General features: G+C 57.9%; 20 protein-coding genes and 2 pseudogenes. 5 read left to right on the top strand and 17 right to left on the bottom strand.

Going from position 1 to position 20,657, the window contains the following annotated elements; all coding sequences use genetic code 11:
• Window positions 1-8: 8 nt before the first annotated feature.
• Window positions 9-1,169, bottom strand: a complete 1,161-nt coding sequence (locus tag BMY36_RS16475; RefSeq protein ID WP_074818900.1) for an IS30 family transposase — start codon at window positions 1,167-1,169, stop codon at window positions 9-11.
• Between the two features lie 408 nt (window positions 1,170-1,577).
• Here BMY36_RS16475 and BMY36_RS16470 point away from each other — a divergent pair, with 408 nt between their 5' ends.
• The gene (locus tag BMY36_RS16470; protein ID WP_050519671.1) at window positions 1,578-2,357 is read left to right on the top strand and encodes a potassium channel family protein; all 780 of its coding nucleotides are present in this window, start codon (window positions 1,578-1,580) and stop codon (window positions 2,355-2,357) included.
• 471 nt (window positions 2,358-2,828) lie between these two features.
• Here BMY36_RS16470 and BMY36_RS16465 read toward each other — a convergent pair.
• Window positions 2,829-4,093: pseudogene (locus BMY36_RS16465) on the bottom strand (IS256 family transposase).
• A 464-nt stretch (window positions 4,094-4,557) separates the two neighbouring features.
• On the opposite strand from BMY36_RS16465, the gene BMY36_RS16460 reads away from it, so the two are divergent.
• The 3 genes from BMY36_RS16460 (at window position 4,558) to BMY36_RS16450 (ending at window position 7,490) form a co-directional block, all read left to right on the top strand.
• Entirely contained in the window at window positions 4,558-4,803 is a 246-nt protein-coding gene (locus tag BMY36_RS16460) for a YjiS-like domain-containing protein (RefSeq protein ID WP_050519672.1), read from the top strand.
• Window positions 4,804-4,862: 59 nt separating this feature from the next.
• Window positions 4,863-5,129 carry a DUF1127 domain-containing protein gene (locus tag BMY36_RS16455; protein WP_050519673.1) on the top strand — a complete coding sequence of 89 codons (267 nt, stop codon included), beginning with the start codon at window positions 4,863-4,865 and terminating at the stop codon, window positions 5,127-5,129.
• A 501-nt stretch (window positions 5,130-5,630) separates the two neighbouring features.
• On the top strand, window positions 5,631-7,490 hold the full coding sequence (locus BMY36_RS16450) for an ABC transporter ATP-binding protein (RefSeq protein ID WP_050519674.1): 1,860 nt from the start codon (window positions 5,631-5,633) through the stop codon (window positions 7,488-7,490).
• Between the two features lie 148 nt (window positions 7,491-7,638).
• Here the strand turns inward: BMY36_RS16450 and BMY36_RS16445 are convergent, their stop codons facing one another.
• The 8 genes from BMY36_RS16445 to BMY36_RS16410 form a co-directional block, all read right to left on the bottom strand.
• Window positions 7,639-9,285 carry an acyl-CoA synthetase gene (locus BMY36_RS16445; RefSeq protein ID WP_139194104.1) on the bottom strand — a complete coding sequence of 549 codons (1,647 nt, stop codon included), beginning with the start codon at window positions 9,283-9,285 and terminating at the stop codon, window positions 7,639-7,641.
• A 4-nt stretch (window positions 9,286-9,289) separates the two neighbouring features.
• Window positions 9,290-10,090, bottom strand: a complete 801-nt coding sequence (locus tag BMY36_RS16440; RefSeq protein WP_050519676.1) for an enoyl-CoA hydratase — start codon at window positions 10,088-10,090, stop codon at window positions 9,290-9,292.
• Between the two features lie 21 nt (window positions 10,091-10,111).
• A complete protein-coding gene (locus BMY36_RS16435; RefSeq protein ID WP_050519677.1) occupies window positions 10,112-10,561 on the bottom strand; it encodes an OsmC family protein in 450 nt (149 codons plus the stop codon).
• 28 nt (window positions 10,562-10,589) lie between these two features.
• Window positions 10,590-11,747, bottom strand: coding sequence for a glycine cleavage T C-terminal barrel domain-containing protein (locus tag BMY36_RS16430; protein ID WP_175469321.1), 1,158 nt, complete (start codon window positions 11,745-11,747; stop codon window positions 10,590-10,592).
• Between the two features lie 165 nt (window positions 11,748-11,912).
• Complete coding sequence (locus BMY36_RS16425; protein WP_050519678.1) at window positions 11,913-12,404, bottom strand: Lrp/AsnC family transcriptional regulator; 492 nt, start codon at window positions 12,402-12,404, stop codon at window positions 11,913-11,915.
• A gap of 408 nt (window positions 12,405-12,812) precedes the next feature.
• Window positions 12,813-13,574 carry an HNH endonuclease gene (locus tag BMY36_RS16420; RefSeq protein ID WP_050519679.1) on the bottom strand — a complete coding sequence of 254 codons (762 nt, stop codon included), beginning with the start codon at window positions 13,572-13,574 and terminating at the stop codon, window positions 12,813-12,815.
• Window positions 13,571-14,713 (bottom strand): ImmA/IrrE family metallo-endopeptidase, encoded by a 1,143-nt coding sequence (locus BMY36_RS16415; protein ID WP_050519680.1) that lies wholly within the window; start codon window positions 14,711-14,713, stop codon window positions 13,571-13,573. The genes BMY36_RS16420 and BMY36_RS16415 overlap by 4 nt, the downstream gene beginning before the upstream one ends.
• Window positions 14,710-15,000 (bottom strand): hypothetical protein, encoded by a 291-nt coding sequence (locus BMY36_RS16410; protein WP_139194103.1) that lies wholly within the window; start codon window positions 14,998-15,000, stop codon window positions 14,710-14,712. Before BMY36_RS16410 ends, BMY36_RS16415 begins: the two co-directional genes overlap by 4 nt.
• Window positions 15,001-15,276: 276 nt before the next feature.
• On the opposite strand from BMY36_RS16410, the gene BMY36_RS20025 reads away from it, so the two are divergent.
• Window positions 15,277-15,459: a hypothetical protein gene (locus BMY36_RS20025; RefSeq protein WP_175469320.1), complete on the top strand. Its 183-nt coding sequence runs from the start codon at window positions 15,277-15,279 to the stop codon at window positions 15,457-15,459.
• A 450-nt stretch (window positions 15,460-15,909) separates the two neighbouring features.
• Here BMY36_RS20025 and BMY36_RS16400 read toward each other — a convergent pair whose 3' ends face one another.
• The 7 genes and pseudogenes from BMY36_RS16400 to BMY36_RS16375 form a co-directional block, all read right to left on the bottom strand.
• A complete protein-coding gene (locus BMY36_RS16400; RefSeq protein WP_156215180.1) occupies window positions 15,910-16,287 on the bottom strand; it encodes a hypothetical protein in 378 nt (125 codons plus the stop codon).
• Between the two features lie 50 nt (window positions 16,288-16,337).
• Entirely contained in the window at window positions 16,338-16,958 is a 621-nt protein-coding gene (locus BMY36_RS16395; RefSeq protein ID WP_050519684.1) for a hypothetical protein, read from the bottom strand.
• On the bottom strand, window positions 16,951-18,666 hold the full coding sequence (locus BMY36_RS16390) for a DUF927 domain-containing protein (RefSeq protein WP_074818905.1): 1,716 nt from the start codon (window positions 18,664-18,666) through the stop codon (window positions 16,951-16,953). The genes BMY36_RS16395 and BMY36_RS16390 overlap by 8 nt, the downstream gene beginning before the upstream one ends.
• Before the next feature lie 11 nt (window positions 18,667-18,677).
• Entirely contained in the window at window positions 18,678-18,956 is a 279-nt protein-coding gene (locus BMY36_RS20595; protein ID WP_231579716.1) for a toprim domain-containing protein, read from the bottom strand.
• Window positions 18,957-18,992: 36 nt separating this feature from the next.
• Window positions 18,993-19,601 (bottom strand): annotated as a pseudogene (locus BMY36_RS20985) (DUF7146 domain-containing protein); the annotation flags it as partial.
• Window positions 19,594-19,803 carry a helix-turn-helix transcriptional regulator gene (locus BMY36_RS16380; RefSeq protein ID WP_074818908.1) on the bottom strand — a complete coding sequence of 70 codons (210 nt, stop codon included), beginning with the start codon at window positions 19,801-19,803 and terminating at the stop codon, window positions 19,594-19,596. The pseudogene BMY36_RS20985 and the gene BMY36_RS16380, both read right to left, overlap by 8 nt.
• A 140-nt stretch (window positions 19,804-19,943) precedes the next feature.
• Window positions 19,944-20,546 carry a hypothetical protein gene (locus tag BMY36_RS16375; RefSeq protein WP_082224843.1) on the bottom strand — a complete coding sequence of 201 codons (603 nt, stop codon included), beginning with the start codon at window positions 20,544-20,546 and terminating at the stop codon, window positions 19,944-19,946.
• Window positions 20,547-20,657: the final 111 nt, after the last annotated feature.

Here is a 20,657-nt window from a genome sequence, read left to right as displayed (position 1 = left end):
CGGTGGGTTCAACCGATCGACGCAACACACTCTGCGAACTTCTCTGCTGGGGTTTGGTATTGCAAGGTCTTGCGTGGCCGTTCGTTGAGCTGTCTTGCAATTGCGCTGAGCTTTGCTTGTGAATGGACAGACAGATCGGTTCCGCGCGGCAGATATTGCCGCAAAAGTCGGTTGGTGTTTTCGTTTGATCCGCGTTGCCACGGCGACTGCGGGTCGCAAAAGTAGACATCAACGTCAGTTGCCATCGTCAGGCGCGGGTGATCTGCCAGCTCTTTGCCACGATCCCATGTCAGAGATTTATAGAGTTCGCGTGGTAGCCTCTGAGCCGATTTGATCAGGGCCGTTACAACGCTTTCGGTGTCCTTGTTAGCAACCTTCACCAACATGACATACCGTGAATGGCGCTCGACAAGTGTTGCAATGTAGCTGTTTCTGGATCCACCAATTAGGTCGCCCTCCCAGTGTCCCGGGACAGCGCGGTCTTCGATAGAAGCGGGCCTTTCACTGATTGATACAGCGTCCTTAATCTGACCAAGACCGCTACGTTTGAGGCTGGCATGTTTGGACCGTCTGACTGTGCGTTTGGCGCGCAGGTGCTCAAGCAGCTCCTTTTTCAGGACACCGCGCGCCTGTATATAAAGGCTTCTATAGATCGTCTCGTGTGACACCTGTTTCTGCGCCTCTCCTGGAAACGCGCGCTTGAGCCAACCCGCAATCTGTTCTGGTGACCACTTGCGCCGCAGCTTCGTCGATACTGCGTGGCTCAATGATGGGTGGCAAGCCAGCTTGCATATCTTGGGACGCAGAGCGCGATCCCACGCGGCCTGGTCGGACCCCGTCGCACGATATCTAGCAGGCCCACCGTTGCGCCGAACCTCCCGGCAGATGGTCGAAGGTGCGCGCCCCAACTGCCGCGCAATTGCCCGCAAAGAAAGCTTGATGCTGAGCCCACGCGATATTTCCTCGCGCTCAGAAAGGCTCAATGCGTAGCTGCCGCGTCGGCGATCCGGTGGACGGATGCCGCCCGTCGGCGAGATCACCGAAAAGACTGACGAGGATGGCCGATCAAACACCCGCCCTATCGACCTCATGGACTCCCCAGCCTGCCAACGGTCCCAAATCTCCGCGCGCTGCCCAGCTGAATAGTAGATCCTGCGACGATACTTCATTCAAACACTCCATCTCTTCATAAAGATTGAAGTGTTGCGTCCACCGGTTGAACCCACCGCCGAAAGCAGACCTTGCCCGGATAGCGTTGAATGGCTGTTTTGTCCGCACAGAAGACGTCAATGCATCGTACAGCGAAAGTCTGGTTCCCGCCCCTCGTGTCGAATTGTGCATGGCGGAGCAATCTGACCGCTTCTCTATCTATCTCATCATTGTCGTGAACGGCCCTAAGCCGCCGCTCGTCACCAACTCGTATTGCTGCGGTGCGGCACGTAGAACCGGTCATTCGCTACGGGTGCAAGAAATTGGCGACTTCAGATGATTCCAATGCGAGCGCCCTGAGTTTATCCGCAGGCGCGCCGTTGTTTCGGCACATGGTCCCCGGCGAAAAGCTGTGGCATGCTTCGTAGATGGAAGCACTGCACCGTACCGTCAGGTTGCTCTACACCGGTCAAAGCCAACGCGCCCGGCGGTTTCGCTATGGGCTGATCGTGTTCGATGCGGTGACCATCGTCTATTTTATTGCAACCGCAGCGCTACCCACGACGCCGGTTATGACCGCGCTGAACACTGGGCTCGGCCTGCTCATACTTCTGGACCTCGTGGCCCGATTGTGGATCTCCGAAAACCTGCGTCGGGAACTGACGCGCATCTATACTCTTGCGGATCTGGTCGTCGTGCTGTCCCTGCTGCTGGCACCGCTTATCACCGAGAACTTCGCATTCCTCCGCGTGCTGCGGGGCCTGCGGCTGATCCACGCCTATAGCGTCTTGCGTGACCTTCGCCGCGAGAGCCTGTTCTTCCGCCGCCACGAAGACGCTATCCTCGCTGCGGTCAACCTGTTCGTCTTCATCTTTGTGATCACGTCGTTCGTCTTCGTGCTGGCGTTCGATGAAGAGGGTGGCGTTGCAGGCTATGTTGACGCACTCTATTTCACGGTGGCGACGCTCACGACGACGGGCTTTGGCGACATCACCATGACGACAACCGGCGGAAAGCTGTTGTCAGTGTTCATTATGGTCGTGGGAGTCGCACTTTTTGTGCAATTGGCGCGCGCCATCTTCCAGCCCTCCAAGATCAAGCATAAATGCTCGGAATGCGGCCTGAACCGGCACGAACCGGATGCGGTTCACTGCAAGCATTGTGGCGAGTTGTTGAATATCGAGACTGAGGGGGACATTGGGACGTGAACGCATCAGCATTCCCGATTATTACACGTCATTTGACTGAATGTTCAAAGAGGCGAGCAGATAACGCTCTATCTTGGGCCTGCACTCCATGGAGTGCAGGTGACCCCAAGAGATTTGGCGGTTCCGGCCCAAAGCCGCCATTGGCCACCACCTCAAAATGCTGCAGCGCGGCCCGTAATTGCGGCCATTCGTGCAGAGCGCAGCATTTTGTCGGCTCAAACGTCAGTGTGCGGATTCTTCTACCGTTCGCGGCAAGTGCGAAAAACACTTGTCTTCGATCATCGTTCCCCGTTTGGGGGAGGATTTTAGCCGTAGGCAGCTAGGGCGACCTGCCAAAGGAATATTTAGAGTTCCGCATTTTCACAAGCAACAGTACGGTTTCAGTAAAGGTCTCACTCTATAGCTGGTCGTGTCTCGAATGTTGTGGAAATTTTCTGGCGGCGCTCTCCGAGCAATGGGATTTGGACCTGATCAGGCGACGAGGTCAAGTGTGATTGGTTCGATGGGCTGATCTAGGGTTTCCCAGCCATCGACCTTGCGCATCTGGATCTGGCCGGAGGCCATCAGGGCCCAGAGCAGCATCGGCACGGTTTCGGCGCAGGGCAGCACGGTCTGGGTCTTGACGCGGCGGCGGAATTCCTCGTTCAGCCGCTCGATCGCGTTCGTTGTCCGCGCCGATTTCCATTGTGACGGGTCGAGCCGCTTGAAGGTGAACAGCCGGTCGCCTGCCTCCTCGAGGCTGTCGGCGACGGCCTTGCATTTCAGCCGCCATTTGCGCAGGAATGCCTTGCGGCGTTTCTCGACCTCGACTGCGGTGTCGGCGTAGATCATGTCGCGGTAGTCCTCGGTCAGCTCGTCGTGCATCGTCCTCGGGGCATGGCCGAGAAGGTTGCGATGCTTGTGGACCGTGCAGCGCTGGACGGCCAAGTCCTCGCCCCAGAGCGCAACAAGTGCGGCCTCAAGACCAGGGGCGCCGTCGATGATGACGAATTCGGGCCGCTTCAGCCCGCGCGCATCGAGATCGGCGAGGAACTGGCCCCAGGCGGCCTTGCTCTCTCCACCCATATTCATGATGGATAACAGAACCTTCTGGCCATCCCGGTGCACACCGATGGCCGCTAGCGCCAAGATGTTAGTGGCCTTGCGGTCGAGACGGGTCTTGATGACGGTGCCGTCCAGAATGAGACGGACGATATCTTCGTCGGCCAGATTGCGGGCGCACCACGCGTCCCAGTCCACCTTCACCTTGCGCCAGGCCCGGCTGACCACGTCTTTGCCGACTGCCCTCTGAAACAGGCCGTAGAGCGCGCGTTTGACCCGCCGCGTGTTCGTTCCGGCCAGATAGACCGAGGCGATCAGGGCTTCTGCCTTCTTCGTCAGCCGCTCCCTCTCATGCATCCTGTGGATGCACTGCCGGGCAGTGGATAGCGCGGCAGCGCCTTGGAGCGCCATTCGGTGATCTTGCCCTCTACGTTCTCGATCCGGGCGCGCGGCACGCTGACCGTTTCGGTGCCGAAGGTGCCCACGAGCTGGCGCTCGCGATGCCCGTTGCGGTAGCCCTTCTTCGCGGTGCCGCTCCGGCCATAGCGACAGCGACCGATGAAGCCGGAAAGCTCCTCCTCGAACAGCGCCTCGATGGTCGCACGGATATTCTGCCGCAGCCGATCCTCGATCGGATCATAGCCCACTTCATTGGCCTGTAGCGCAAGCATGCTGGTGTCTGTATTCTTCGTCATGGCGTGATCTCCTTGGCGGTTGCAGCCGCCGATTGGGTGGGTTTGGTTCACCCGGAGATTACGCCACCTTCAAATTTCCACCACCTTCGCGACACAAACCTATAGCTTACTCAAGGGCTCTCTCAGGTTGTGACCCTGTGATCGAAATACCTTCTTTGCCAATACAAATCTCTGTAAGGGTTGACGAATTCCGGAATTTTTTTGATCTGACATACATTACATGCCCAGATTTTCGGCAACCGCCATGTATTTTCGAGCAACGGCATCGGCCTAAGGTTTCGACTGCCTGACTCACTGGCAAACTGCCTAAATTAGCGCCGCACGCACCTATGTCATTGCTGCATAGCAGCATTTCCATCTGAGCTATTGTGCATGCGCAGCATTTTACTATCTTCAAAGCTAGTGGCCACGATAGCGCTACCAGCAGCCCACCAAACGCACCATTGAGTACAGGAGCATGAGAGATGACCCACGCAGCAGACCTTTTTTACCCCGGAATTCGGCTTCGCGAATGGTTTGAAGCCAGAATAGAAGCAGCAGCGGTACATCGTAAGCAGCACAGTTCGTACGCTCGGACACTGCGCGAACTTCAACGCTCGTCCGACCGCGACCTTGCCGACATCGGCATCTCTCGGTTGTCGATCAAGGAAATCGCATACGAGACCGCATACGGCCATGCGCGTTCGCAGACTGTAATCCGGCAGGCATAGGCGTGTCTCACTTAGGTAATTCCAAGTTGGCACTCTAAAATCGATAAAGGACTAACCCAATGAAAACCGATTTTAGCGCCGTAGGCATTCCGAACTTCTGGCTGCAATTGCGGCACGCTGCGGGCAGTTTTGCCTCGTTCTTCGCAGGTTGCGCATCCACAGTATACAAAGGCTTGGCGAATTTGGTGACCAATCTGCAGATTGGAAGGATGGAATCTGTCCTGCGCAGAATGTCAGACGAAGAGCTGGCGCAAATTGGGATCACACGAAGCGGGATCAAGCGTCATGCTAAATTCCTAGTTTCATACGAATACGACGGTCTTTGAACAATGGGTTACGCGCCATGGGCGCGTAACCATTCACGGAACCGATGCCCGTCCCATAGAGACAGCATTGAGAGGTGTCAGGACTCGCTCCTCCCAGAGTTTGCCTGATACCGAACCTTAACGGTCTTTCCTCCCGGAACCCGTTATTACTGGGGCTGGCGTCTTCACCTCCTCCCGAGGAGGCCAGCCCTTTCTCCTTATGAAAGTACTTTCCAATCGCGAGACAGGGGACGAACGCTGGTCCCCCATGTCGACTATGGTCGCAAGAAATGCTGCGGGACAGCATTTAGAAAAAAGGGCTCTTTGCGGTCATGTGGCAGTGCAGAGCACCGCTTCGGTCCGGAAACACCCGTGCTGACGTGGACGGCCCTAACCGGACATTGACCGAAGTTTATAGTGCTGCGATGCAGCATCCTGCTTGAACTGACAACTACAAAGCGCCCATCCTCGACCACTCAAGCTACGTTGTGGATCATCGGCTCCAGCCCTATGTGGTATCCTATGAACATATCAGACCGCATCTTCCGCCCATTTGAGAACCTTGTACGACCCTTCGACCTTCCCCTGCGCGTCCTGCCCGCAACTGGGGTCTGGGGTTTGGTCTGGCATTTTGCACAGCTCTTTCGCGGCGTTTTGCTTGCCGTTGCCGGGTTGTCAGTCATCTCTGCGGGGATCGGGCTGGCAATGGTCTGGGCACTGGCTTTTGTGGTCGACGGTGTCACGGCGCAGGGTGCCGCGTCATTTATCGCGGCCAAAATGTGGACATTGGCCGCGTTGGTTTTTTTGTTCGCTATTGTTGATCCCGTCGTGACCTTTGTACGCGGCGCTTTCATGGCCCAAACGGTGCAGGTTTTACTGCCAGCAGCGATGCGGTGGCAGGCCCACAAAGCGGTAGAAGGCCAGGACGTTGCGTTCTTTGAAGACGTGTTTGCGGGTCAGGTTGCCAGCCGCATCGGTCAGGTCACCAGCGCGGTGCAGCGGTCCTTGATGATCGCCATGCAGATGGTGCCACGGGTCGTTATTTCCTTTGGTGGTGCTGCGGTATTACTGGCCGCCCTTTCGCCAATGATGGCCTTACCGGTTGTGGCCTGGATCGCGCTCAACATCATTTTAGCGTGGTTTGCGGTTCCGATTTATGCGGCGCGGTCGCGCAAAGTGGCGGCGGCCACCAGCCGGGCCACAGGGGCCATGACAGATGTATATTCCAACATCGCGATGGTGAAACTTTTTGCCGCAGAAGACAGCGAGGCAGGTGCGATCCAAAAGGTCATAGGTGAGACCATCGACACCCAGCACCGTGAGAACCGCGCATATGTCTCAACAGATGCCTTGGTGCATTTGCTTAACGTGGCGCTGGTTGTGTCTATCTTCGCAGTGGGTCTGTGGGGTTTGGTCGACGGTTTTGTCAGTTTGGGTGATTTTGTTGCGGGGGCCACGATCGCGCGTACCCTGTCGGCGTCGTCGGGCATGTTTATTGGCTTGGGCCAATCTGTCAGCCGCGCGTATGGAACGATCGCAGATGCAATGCCAATTATGACGACACCGCCAACCCTGATGGACGCTTCGAATGCACCTGACCTTAACTTGACCAGAGGACAGATCCTGTTCGATCACGTGACTTTTAAGTACGGTGAAGCAGACGCAGTCGTGCGTGATCTATCACTCTCCATAGCCGCCGGCGAAAGAGTTGCCTTGGTCGGTTTGTCCGGTGCAGGTAAATCCACGCTCGTGTCCCTTTTGATGCGGTTGCGCGATGTTGATGCAGGCCGTGTTACCGTTGACTGCCAAGATGTCCGCGATGTCACGCAGACCTCCCTGCGAGAGCAGATAGGTGTGGTGACACAGGATGTCGGTCTGCTGCATCGGTCGATCCGTGACAATATCCGCTATGGCCGACCCAACGCCACGGACGCCGAGGTCGAGGCCGCCGCCAGAGCCGCGCAAGCCATGGGCTTCATTCACGATCTGCGTGATGATAAAGGCCGCGTGGGCCTTGACGCATTCGTCGGCGACCGGGGCGTTAAACTCTCGGGTGGTCAACGCCAAAGGGTCACCATAGCACGCGCACTTCTCAAGGACGCTCCGATCCTTGTGTTGGACGAAGCCACAAGCGCGCTTGATAGTGAGTCCGAAGCCGCAATCCAAGAGAACCTGCACCGGCTGATGGCCGGAAAAACAACCTTGGCTATCGCCCATCGCCTGTCCACCATCGCAGCAATGGATCGTATAGTGGTCATGGATGCGGGCCACATCGTCGAGGAAGGAACGCATGATACCCTGTTAGCAAAAGATGGTCTCTATGCTCGCCTCTGGGCCCTACAATCAGGCGGCTTTCTTGCGCGGAAAATGGGTACAGCCTGAAGGCGTACTAGCGGCCCTGAGCGGACGTCCAACGACTGTCGCGAATGCTGCGGCGCGACAAGCCGTTGCCGCCATTCAATTGGCCACCAACTTCCTAATCACCAGCCGATTGCATGTTGGCAGATGAATGAGCCGCTTGTGTCAGTCGCTATGACACCGACTCAATCGAAATTGTTTTTGCATGCTCACGCAGCACGAATTTCTGTATTTTTCCGGTCGAGGTTCTGGGAATAGCTGTGAACACGAAGCAGCGCGGAACTTTAAAGGCGGCAAGTTCCTTGCGGCACCAGTCCTTCATCGCTGCGGCATCGGCATGGTGCCCCGGTGCAAGCTCGATAAAGGCACAGGGGGTTTCACCCCATTTCTCGTGGGGCATCGCAACAACAGCTGTCACGGCGACGGCGGGATGTCGGTATAGCGCCTCCTCAACCTCGATGGAAGAGATGTTCTCGCCGCCTGAAATGATGACATCCTTGGAGCGATCCTTGAGCTGGATATAGCCATCGGGATGCATGACGCCCAGATCGCCGGAGTGGAACCATCCACCCGCAAAAGCCTCTTTCGTGGCCTTGGGATTGCGGAAATATCCCTTCATGACGACGTTGCCGCGAAACATAACCTCGCCCATCGTCTGGCCGTCGCGTGGAACGGGCTGCATCGTGTCGGTATCCAGAACGTCCAACTGCTCCAGCGGCAAATAGCGCACTCCCTGACGCGATTTGAGGGCGGCCTGACGCGCGGGTGGCAGATCGGACCAGCTTTCGTGCCAGTCGTTCACAACGGCCGGGCCATAAGTCTCGGTCAAACCATACAAATGTGTCACATCAAAGCCAGCAGTCCTCATGTCCGCCAGCAGCTTTTCGGGCGGCGGGGCCGCAGCGGTGAAGAACTGCACCGTTCGGTCGAGGTCACGCTTGACCGCTTCGGGAGCCGATATCATGAGCGACATCACGATGGGTGCGCCGCAAAGATGGGTGACGCGTTCGTCTGCCAACGCATTCCAGATCGGTTCTGCCCGAACCTGACGCAGACAAACATGGGTGCCGATGATGGCGGACAGTGTCCAAGGGAAGCACCAGCCGTTGCAGTGGAACATAGGCAGCGTCCAGAGGTAGACCGCGTGTTTTGGCATGGACGCCGTCAGCGCATTGCCCTGTGCCAAAAGATAGGCTCCGCGATGATGCGACACCACACCCTTGGGATCGCCCGTCGTGCCAGAGGTGTAGTTGATCGAGATGGCGTCCCATTCGTCCTCGGGCATCAGCCATGCAAAATTTGGATCACCCTCGGCCAGCAGCGCCTCGTAGTCTTTGGCGGCGACCTCGGCCCTTGGGCTGTCGAATTCGGCGTCATCATATTGGATCACAATTGGTTTGACCGTCGCAAGCGCCAGCGCCAGTTGCAGGAGCGGCATGAATTCCCGGTCGGCGATCACGACGCGCGACATGGCGTGATCAAGCTGAAAGGCAATGATTGCCGCATCCAAGCGGGTGTTGATCGAATGCAGAACCGCGCCGCACATCGGCACGCCATAGTGGCATTCCAGCATAGCGGGGGTGTTCGCAAGTAGGGCCGATACCGTATCCCCCCGCCCAATCCCCATTTGCGTCAGCGCCGAGGCGAGTTGCCGTGAGCGGGAATAGAACGCGGCATAGCTGCGCCGCAGCTTACCATGGATAATAGCAGTGTAGTCCGGAAACACAGCTGCAGCGCGCTCCAGGAAGGTCAGCGGCGTCAGAGGCTGAAAGTTGGCCGGGGTACGGTCCAGATCAGTGTTGTAGGGGTTCGGTTTCATGGGGTCAGACATCCTGCCATTGCGGAGCGCGTTTCTGGATGAAGGCGCCGATGCCTTCTTCCGCGTCACGGGCGAGCATGTTTTCGACCATCACGTCCGAAGCATAGTCATAGGCGTCGGACAGACCCATTTCGCGCTGCACATAATAAGCGCGTTTGCCCGTAGCGAGCGTCATGCTGGATTTGGAGGCGATCTTGCGGGCCATGCCCATGGTCACTTGCCGCAGCTCTTCGGGGGCAACCACGCGGTTGACCAGACCAATTTCCGCGGCGCGGGCTGCGGGAGTCATGTCGCCGGTCAACAGCATTTCCATCGCATGCTTGTCCGCCACGTTGCGCGACAGCGCCACCATCGGGGTTGAACAGAACAGACCGATATGCACACCCGGTGTGCTGAACTGTGCGGTGTCGGCGGCAATGGCCAGATCGCAACTGGCAACCAATTGGCAGCCCGCAGCGGTAGCAACGCCCGTGACTTCGGCAATCACCGGCTTGCGGCAATTCACGATGCCCTGCATGACGCCGGAACACATCGTCATCACTTTAGTGAAATAAGCCCGACCGCGATCGGGGTTTGCGCGCCCCGCAGTCATTTCCTTCAGGTCGTGACCCGCGCAAAATGCGGGTCCGTTAGCGGCCAGAATAATCACCCGCACCTCAGGGTCGGCCCCTGCCTCCACAAAAGCCGTGCTCAAGGTGGTCAGCATTGCCTCTGACAAGGCATTGCGCCGCGAGGGGTCATTGAGGGTCAGGCGCAAGACGCCGTCACCGTCCAGATCGCGTAACAGGATATCGCTTATGTGCATGGGGGATTTCCCTTTCGGCCGCTACAGAACGTTGATTTCGACGCTGTCAGCCAAGGTATTGGCGATAAAGCAATAGCGGTGGGCGCGGTCCTGCATTTCCGCCAGCGCTGCGTCATCGATGTCAAAACCGGTGTCGAATTGTACCACCGAATGCAGGTCGATGCGTATGACCGACATCTGGCCCTTGGCGTTCTTGCCAAGATGCGCCTCGGTGTAGTCATGGTAACTCGCAACCGGCCAACCCGGCTTTGCGCATAAGGCCAGAAACGTCATCATGTGGCAGCTGGACAGTGCCGATGCGAGCGCCTGTTCAGGATTGGTGTTCTCCGGCTTGCCGCCCCAATCCGGGGCGGCATCGACCTGAACCTCATAACTGTTGTTATAGCGCACAACATGTTCAGCCGAGTATTTGCCGAGTTGAAAACCGGGTTCGGCGCGTTGCCAGTGCAGTTCGATTGCAAGGTCGGACATGGTTCAGGTCTCTCCTTTTGGAGTGCATTCAGGCAGCGGCGATTTTTTTGTTCGGATCATAGAACGGACGTTCCACGATTGTGGCCGTGACCGTTCCGGCCTCGTTCACAATACCCGATTTGTTCACAACTTTGACCTCAGCGCCCAGAATGGCATGTTCGGACGCGACCATCGCCAAGGCAATGTTCTTTTCAAGACGCGGCGAATAAATCGCAGAGGTGACCTTGCCGATGGTCGCGCCATCTTTCTTGATCGCCCAGAAAGAAGTGTTAGGACCTTGCAATGGTTCACCGTCGATAATCAGGCCAACTTGCTTGCGGCTCGTGCCTTGCTCCTTGATGCGACGCAGCGCAGCCTTGCCGATGAAATCGGCTTCGATGTCGAGGTTCACAAGCCGGTCCAGACCCAGTTCAAAGGGGTTGGTCTTATTGTCCGCATCCGCGTGATAGGATAGCATCCCACCCTCAATCCGACGGATAGAAGATGTGTGGCCGGGCTTAAGACCAAACGGCGCGCCTGCGACCATAATCCGCTCCCACAGAGCATCGCCATGCGCAGAGTCGCGCAGATAGATCTCATAGCCCAATTCACTGGACCATCCGGTGCGAGACACCAGCACAGACATCCCGTCAAGCTCGAGCTCGCGCAGCCAATAGTATTTCAGATCCAGAATGCTATCGCCGAACAGCGCTTGCATAATCTGACCCGACTTTGGCCCCTGCAACTGCAGCGGTGACACATCAGGCTCATCAATTGTTACATCAAGACCGGCATGCACGGCCACGCCCTGCGCCCACAGCAGAATGTCGCTGTCGGCCAGCGAGATCCAGAAGTGGTTCTCGGCCAGACGTAGCAGAATCGGATCATTCAAGAGGCCGCCTTCGGCGTTGGTGATCAGGATATATTTGCACTGACCCACGCCCATCTTGGACAGATCGCGCGAAGTCAGCGTCTGGACGAATTTCGCGGCATCCGGTCCGGTGATTTCCACCTGACGCTCGACGGCCACGTCACAAAGAATCGCATCGTTCACCAGATTCCAGAAGTTCTGCTCGGGGCTGCCGAAATCGCGGGGGATATACATGTGGTTGTAGACCGAAAACCCTTTGGCGCCCCAGCGAACGGTGGCGTCGAAATAGGGCGACTTGCGGATCTGAGTGCCAAAGCCAAAATCTTCTGCCTGCATGATATTTCTCGCCCTTGCTGACCACGGGTCAAACTGCCCGCCAAATGTTATACTCTGACGGAGATTTAGTCCGGGTCGCGACATGAATGTGGACTGAAAACAGGCGGGGAAAAGACTGAACAGACCGTTTTGTGGGCGCAGAATAAACCGTTTGGGCGGGGGGCTTCAGCCGCAGCTCTTTGCGGCCAGTTTTGTAAGGTTCGGCTTGCTGGATTTGACCCGCCGAGTCGCGATGTAAGTCATATAGCGATCAATCCCTAGTTCCGCAGCCAGCAGGGTCTCCATCAACGCTTGGAACGATGCCAGATCAGGGGTAATCGTTTCCATCACATAGTCCATGCCTCCGCCCGTAGCGACGCAATCAGTGATTTCGTCAAGAGTACGGATAAAGGCTTCGAACCGATCAAAATCCGCCTTTCGGTGACGCGTGAGCGAGACGGTCACGACAACTTGGGTGAAGTCGGCAATCTGGTCCAGTGCGATATCGGCATGATATCCGCGAATGAACCCCGCTGCCTTGAGCCGGTCAAGACGGGCCCAGCAGGGAGTGGCAGAAATATTGGCAATCTCAGCAAGTTTAGTTTTGCTCATTTGTCCATGCTGCTGGATCGCGATGAGAATTCGGATATCCGTGCTATCAAGGCCAAACTTTTTCATGAGTCCTAAACTTTCATCGCGCACTTTCTCTTAGGTCAGGGAAGCAAGCCATGCCACCGGTTTTGCGACACCATCGGGAACAACTGCGCCGGGGACTCGATAAAACGAGTATTTTTCGATCATTGGTCGGACGGCCAGCAGTGTCCACCTACGCACATGGCCACAATATGTGAGTTTCCCGAAAGTCCGCTGTCACCGCTATCTGATGTTGAGAGAGCAGCGGCAGCGAATGTCCGCTTCCCGCCCTTAGTACCACAATGTGCATGCTGCAGCATCGGTCACTTTGGGCTCAAAACTGCCGTTCGCTGCGCGGTCCACGAAGGTGAGCCTTGGGCCGTTCACGTCAGTCGAACAGCCCGATGGACATTTGTGTGACGGCGGCTGCCGCGAGATGTGAGCTGATAAGACTCATTTTGAGGATAGGGTTGTTGCGCTGAAGATCATTTGTCGGTGATGTTCCATCCGTTTTTTTTGATCTTTAGAAAGCGAAAGTGTGGCGCTTGCGGCAAGCTGGGTGCAGGCGGCCGGGGATAGCGCTTCATGGAACAGCGGCGTGCCGTCATCGGTAAAGCTGACAAGCCCGCGGTCGAAGGCGGCGTCCCATAGGGCCGACAGCAGCAACCCGTTTTCGGGGTTCAACCGCTCGGCGTCGCTGTCGCAGGCGGCCCATGGGATGATGTGGCTGGCGCGCAGCAGGGCCGCGTCAGTGATGCCCGTCAGCGGGCAAGTGTGATTCCAGATTTGCAGCAGGCGGGCGCGGAAAATGTCTTGACCGATCCGCTCGATCCGGGTGCGTTCGGCTTCGGTTGTGCGGGGCAAATGGTCCGTCAAGATTTGGAACGCCTGCAACGGTGGTGGGGCATTTAGGGCGTAATGGTAGATCTGGTCCAGCGCGGTGTGCAGCGCGGACAGGGTGGGGATTATGAGACGTACGGCACCGGGGCCCTCAAAATTTGACGGCGGCATATGCAGTTGGGCTGGGTCGGACAGAGCCACGATCCACGGGCCGTCTGGGTGGTTGGCGGCCAGACACAGCGTGCCGGATATCGTGTGCGAGGTGAAGGGCAGCCACGCCCCCTGAACCACCCCCGGAATACGCCAGCCCATTCGGTGCGCAGCGCGGGTGGCTTCGGTTTCGATCAGAAAGCCGGGCGGATTGTTGGGGGTCATTTTGCCTGCCCTGCCTTTGCCAGTTGCGCCGCTGAAATCCCCATAGCCGTCTCAACCGCATTTGCCGCCCGCAGGATTGTGAACACCTCCAGCCCTTTGAACGCGGCCTTGTAGCGATCCAGATAGGCCTCGCTTTTCGGCTTCAGCCCGTTGCGGTGGGCGACCACCCAGGCAACGGTTTCGGCCTCTACCTCTTGCAGATCATGGCCAAGGCCTCTGCGTGCCTTGATACTGGGGTTATCATCGCCACCCAGATGACCAAGAAACATATGCGCCAACTCATGCGCCAGGGTCACGAACTGGGTCTGGGGGTCGTGGTTCTGATTCACGCGCACCGTCCAATGCGCCCGGGCCTTGCCTTTCACAACCATCTCGCGGCGCGTCATCGACCCCGCAGCCCCATCGCCTTTGTCGACCCAGAGGATCTCGATTTTGGCGCGCGAGACGGCTGTCAGCATTTCATGCCACCGTGCCAACGATAGATCGCCGAATGTCGGAAAGGCAAAAGCCTCGGGTGGCAGCGGCGCGCCTTCGGTATCCAGCACATCGAACACAAATCCAACCGGCCCCATTGCTTGCATCACGATCAGCGGGCGCGCGTCTTGTTTGGGCCGGCGGTTGAACCGCGCCAACCAGTCGGAGGCGGTGGCGGCATGGGTGATACCCGGCTTTTGGGCGTGGAGCAGCATGGCGTTGAACGGGGCAAAGCCGCGCATGCGCGCCACAAAGGCCAGAAGATCGGTGAAGGATTTCGAGGTGGCATAAAGGTTCGTTTGCTGGATCAGTTGGTCGATCAGGGATTTGTCCTCGCGCTGATCGGCCTGCCAGCCAAACAGGGTTTCGGGCGGCGGCTTTTTTTCCAACTTGACCCAGTTCACCACTGAACTGAGCCCATCCAGTGCAGGCGTTGGCGGGGGTGGCGCATAGGGGTTGATCCGTCTGGCGCGCACTTCCGCCAGATAGGCCGACAGATAGGGCTTCAACTGTGCTTCGGTCATTTCGGGAATGCGGTCACTTTGGATGAACTGCATCAACGCCTCGGCAAGGATCTGATAGCCTTCTTCGGGGCGCACCTCGAACTGGGCGACATTGCTGAAAACCTGCACCAGTTCGTCATACAAGGTTGGCGCAAGCGTCATTCCCCTACATCCCCATCGCTTTGAAGGTGCCGTCTTCGGCCATGACCATTCATCCGAAACACTAGTGCCGTTTCCGGGGCAATCAGGCCATCTGCCACCAGCTGCGTGGTGGTTTTGCCATGTTCAAAATGCGGGTTGATCGACAAGAGAGCGTCAGGCCAGAAGTGCCCATCCGCATATTGCGCATCGATCGCGGCCTTCAAGTCAGGCGCACGGATCTTACTGAATGATCGCGAAAAGCTGGAGTAGGTTTCAACTAGAGAGCTGTCGAGATCGAAGGCTTGCATAATGTCTGATCCCAGTGACAATGTAAGTTCAGTCTATTTTTATGCTATTGTAATGGCTTGAAGCTGACAACAACGCTTTCAGCGACGGACACGTCCACCGGTCTTGGGCCTATACGAAAACAGGATGTTGAGGGGGACTAAGCTGGCGCCGTGACTACAGCGCGACGATCATCATCATTTGTTGGCAGCACTTGGCAAGATGTGACAACCAACTTTCATTTGATGTACCTCATCTTTCTTCAGGTTGGGCATATGGAAAACTGATTTTCGGATACCTTGGGACTGCCGAAAGAACTAAATGAATTTCCCGAAACCGATATCTTGCGCCTGCGCAAGACGATGAAAAAACTGAAATCCTATGCCGTTAGCCGCATGCGCGATCTGCGGCGGCACCTAGTCGATATTCCTGACGGCAGTCTGTGGGACCCAAGTCAATCTGCTTCCATCGAGAGTGACTGATCAATCATACGGCGGCGCAGTAGGGCCGGAAGGTTGCGTCGCATGTGATCGAGCAGACGCGCCTCCAGAGCAAGACCCTCCTTCCGCAAGCGCAGATAGGTGCTCCAATGCATGCCGACGGGTTTGCCAGGAAACGGAAAGGTCATGTCTGGATCGTGCTGGCCGAGCCGGCATCGCAACTTGCGCGCCCTGCGATACATCCGGTCGATGGGAGCCTCTACCTCGCTGGCGTAGTGCCCGCTGGCACAGATGCGACAGACCCACCCGGAGGCGGGGTTATCGTAAAGAATGCTGCAGCGGCGGTCGCAGCGAGAGCAGAGAAACCAGGTGCGGGTCCCGCCAAAGCCTGCGGTCGTTGTGGTGAGCCTAATATTGGCATGAGAATACGCATGGCGCAGCGTGTCTTCGGGCCATGGACCTAGACTGCGGATCGTCAGTTTGTTTGCATGGTCACAAATCATCTGCGAGTTTTCCCAAATCAATCGGCAAGCTTTTTGGGGCCCGATTACCCGGCCCGTTTGGAGTTGACACTGTCACCTGTGATTGCTTCGACAGAAAGGCGATCTCGGCAGCGATTGGCGGCCATGCAAGGAGGTCGTTCAGCGCGCGGTCGACATCGTAGCTCCGCCCATTGCGATAATGGGCGACCCATGCAGCGGGAAGGTCGGCAGGATATCGAATGGCGGTCAGGTCGAACCCAGCATGATCAAGCCAATCTCCGAGGTCTGCAATTCTATCTTCTTCGAGGAAATCGCATAGGATCGACAGGATCATGCTCCGTTGATCGCAGACCTTGGTCAGCTCGACGTCTTGGTCTGGTTCATCCATACGCGCTGAGGGCGTCTCTTGACGAGGCTTGGTCGATTCCGGTCGGTTCGTCATTTTGGATGCTTCCCTTTTCGCACTTGTGTAAGTCCTTCGCTGTCAAGCGTCACCATCCCAGAGGCACGCAACCGGGCCTCGGCCTGCCAAGCTCGTGTACGATCCCATTGCAGCGCACCGGCCACATCGTCAAAGGCCATCAGCCCACGTGCTGACAGATGCACAAGATAGGCCTTTGCGTCGGGCTGTTCTGCCGAGAGCTTCCGCAGCATGTTGGTCGTGAGGCCTGCCCCTTTCGCAGCTTCGGCCAAATCCGCTGCTTCAGGTTCCGCGCGGGGCTGCTCGCCGCCAAACTCACGGAATGCTGCCGGTTCCTCGTATCGGTCGAGTAGATCGAGCGCGTCGAAATCGGGAAGAGTCGCAACGGCTGAATGTAGGTAAACTGCGGTCGGACCGGTCGGACCGGTCGGACCATATTGCTTTTGCTGATCTTTTGCGGTCCGACAGCAGTTGTTCAAAGTCGGACCAGTCGGACCAGCAAAGAACGGCGTTGCGGGGCGGTCCGACTGGTCCGACAAGTGCGGCGCCATGTCGGACCGGAAAAGCGCAAGGATTCCAAATGGGTCCGACTGGTCCGACTGGTCCGGCCGACTTTTCGGGATGTTTGCGTCAGTCATCGCCAGCTCCGAGAATATCCGCATTCACGACATATACGCGTGGACGCCCTTCAATACTGCGCGGCGCTTTGACGGCGAGGTTTTTTCCTTCGCCGGGTGTGAGGAAGCCCGCATCATGAAGATAGCGCGCAGCACGCGACGGATCTGCACCCTTATGAATTTCCTTCCAGGTGTCTGCCGCGATGTAGAAGGTCGGACCCTCGCGCCAGCCTGCTCGGTTGTTGACCGGCCGGGTATCGCTGGCCTTTGTGACGGGTTCAAAGCGCGCGTCGCCGTGTGCCACAAGGAATGCGCGTACACGCTCCACGGCCTCGCGGTACTCCGCAGGCCCGCTCCCGCCGCGACCTTCAATCCACCCGCCCAGCACATCAAGTGCCGCATCGATCGCTGCCCCTGGCGCCCAGCGAGTCAAGCCCCAAGCGGTTGCGAGTTCGCCAGCCGCGGCAATTATCCCGAGCCGGTCGGTTGCGCGAACACTTTGCCCCTCGCCCTTCAAGTCAAAGCGCAGGGCAGCGAGGTTGCGAAACGAAGCCATCGCTTCACGGGCCGTCTTTGTCGCGGCATCGCGGTTGTCAAGGAAGGCGGCAACAAAGGCTGTGCCTGCGGTGCCGTAATGCGTCGCCGTAGCTGTGCGCAGGCGATCCGCGAATGCCGCCCCGCCGCACGCCCCGTGCAAGTTGTCAAACGCGCCATGCTCCCGACTATCAGCAGCCACGTCCAGAAGGCGAACCGCCTGCCCGGCGGCAGGCCGCGCACCAGCCTCGGCCATCTTGTCGGCCAGGGTGATTTCACCCGACGACAGCACCATAATGCGCCATCGCGCGGCTGCACGTGCCGATCCTGTGCGGTTCGCCCGCGACTTTCCGGTACCATTGGCCAGCATGTAGGCGGCAGCCCCGGCCTCGCGGCCAGAGATTTCGGCCAGCTCATCAAGCGCGAGCAATGTGCTGTTGGAGGCAGCCGCTACCCCTTCCAGCCCGTTCGCCGTTGCGCGCCAGCTGTTCAAGAGCCGTGGCGACCCCCATACCGACACAGCCACCCGTTGCACCGTCGATTTGCCTCGGCTGGATGCGCCGCGCAGGTGAATTCCGCCGCCGTCAAGTTCAAGAGGTTCAAGCAGAGGCCCAGCGAAGGCAAGTGACACAGCGACGATCATGAGTGGGTTTCCATCGCATTGTGCCGCTACTGCCTCGCGCCAGCCCTCAATCGTGCCGGCCGCCGTCATCTCGGTCGCCGCCACAGGGGTGTTTTCATTTTGATAGACGACATCACCCGCGCCGATCACCCGACCGTCACCGCAGAGGAAGGCCTTGTAGGTTTCATCCACCCAGCCGAAACGATCGGCTGTAATCGCCCGTGCAGGCGGTTGCCAGCGTTGCAGAAGGTCAATGAGCGCATCGCGCGCTGGCCGACCCGAAGCAAGGTTTATCCCACGGTCGAGCAGTCCCGCCCGCACCTCTGCCCCGTCGCCCGCGAACATGCGCGCCGGGATCGCCCAACAATGCAACCGACCATCCGGGTCGATTACTTCAACAAGCCGCCCCCAGCCCGTACCAGAAGGATCGCGCGGCAAAGCGAGAACACACAGGTGGGAACAAAGCCAGATCCATTCGGTCTTTCCCTCGCTGCCGGACACCTCGCGAAAAATGCCGTTAGGGCGCAATTGAAAGCCGCGAGGCAAGGGTGCAAAGTCAGTCTTCACGATCATCGCCGGCCCAGTCATATCCAGACCTCACTGCTCATAAGGTCATTAAAGTCGCCGCCTTCGGGCGGGGTCAGGATGGATACCAACCACCCATCACGAGTTGCCCGGTCGGCCAGCGTTAGCGCCGCAACATGACCGGCCTTGTCGCCGTCGGGTGCGATGGTCAGCCGACCCGGTTCGCTGGGAAGGTGCAGTCCGGTCATGCCGCTTGTGGAGAGTGCCGCCCAAATCGACGCAGGGCCGTTAAGCAGGCCGCAAGCCAGCGACAGAGCCGTTTCGATACCCTCAGCCACTACAAGTGGTCCTGGCACTCTTGCAAGCCGCACTGCCCCGCCTTTTACTCGCCCCAGCATCGCCTTCTGAGGCTCAACGTCGGCCTTCCCGTTGCCGTCTTGACGCAGATAGGTCCGGTGCACTGCGAAGCCGTCACATCCGTCCACGCGCGCGACCAGTGCAGGAAGATGCCGCCCTGAAAGATGCCATGCCATGGGGTGATAGCGAAGAGTGTCGGGCAGGGCGCAGTTGATCCCGCGCCCGCGAAGGTAGGTTTCCGCGATGGTGCCGCTGGTCAGCGAGGCCTCGGACCACAGCGCCTGCGATTGCCGCGCGCGCTTCTCGACCTCCGCCAGACGGCCTGTTTCACGCCGTGCGATGACCGCCGGGTCAGGTACCGCATTGGGGCCATGCGATATACCAAGTGCGGCTGTCAGATCGCGGAAGCTGCACCCTGCTTTCTTACAATGTAATAGCAGACCCTTCCTGCCGTCGGCCAAGGTAAGGGCATTCTGCCCCGCCCTGGCCTCAGGCTGGCAAAGGGGGCACGACAGAGTGCCATAGCGGCCATGCCACCGGCCACCACGGGTTACTGTCTGGACCTGAGCGTCGGACACAGACGTAATTATATCCGCAAGTGAAGGGTGTGTACCGCGCTTAATCATGGCTGCGCTCACCGTACAGGGCACGGATGTCCTCGGCACGCCAGACGGTGGTCCGAGGTCCAAGCTTGGATGGCTTGGGGAAACGGCCACTACGCACGCCTTCCCACCATGTGGATTTCGAAACCGGGATCGGTCCGACGGGCGCAAGTATCGCAGACAGGCGGACCAGACCGGTCCTAGGAAAGTTGGGATTGGACGACATGGTGCACTCCGATTTGATCGTGTGCATCTACATCTGCCAGAGAACGATAGCCGGTTGGGGGACGAACCTATAAATTTTAAATATCTGATAATATTGATTATTACCAGTTTTGACGGAGTCTCGACGCGTTTCGACCGGCCTCAAAATGGCTTTTCTTCAGCCAACGGGTCGAGCGCCGAACGCAATAGTCCACGAACAACCTTTGCATCGAACCCAAGCCCATTCAGGTTTCCGTCATTAACCATCTCTCTCGCGACACGGCCGATCGAACTCACGCCATCCAGCCTGTACTTTGCTATTGCAACGGCACCTAAAATGCGGGCATGCGCTGTGAAGGTGGAGCCATGAAGTCGCTTGTCTTCTCGAGCCTTAAGGCCTTGTGGCGGTACGGTTGGGCCAGAAGAAACAGGATGGTAGACTTTGAGCATCCTGCGAAAGCGAGGATCGATCTTCACGGTCTTAATATTGACCCAGTTCAGCAACGCTTGTGCATTGACAGTTGTCTCTCCATCTTTCGGGTCGAGCCCAAGACCATTGGCCAGCGCTTCGTAAAGGTCCTCTAGGAAATACAAAAGTTCATCAGCTTCGGACGACCTGCCGTACTGCTTCATCAACTGGTCAAAGCTGGTTTTACGCGGATCACGCCCGACACACAGAAGCGCAGCCTGTGTCAAACTGTAGCTCTGGAACGTCCGCCAATAACCAACCTCGAGAGATGCCTCTTTGATTGCCCAGCCACCCACGAAGTTCGGCGGCTTGTCCCTCCGTGCCAATAATCGTGAGACAATCGACTGGCTGAAGTTTACACTTGAGGGCGCAGGAGAACGAACAGATGGTCATGCCTTCACAGATGC

The organism is Pseudorhodobacter antarcticus (assembly GCF_900110135.1).
In the GTDB taxonomy this organism is placed as follows: Bacteria; Pseudomonadota; Alphaproteobacteria; order Rhodobacterales; family Rhodobacteraceae; genus Pseudorhodobacter; species Pseudorhodobacter antarcticus.
The sequence above is the reverse complement of the archived record's forward strand: the minus strand, read 5'-3'. Positions and strand labels throughout refer to the sequence as shown.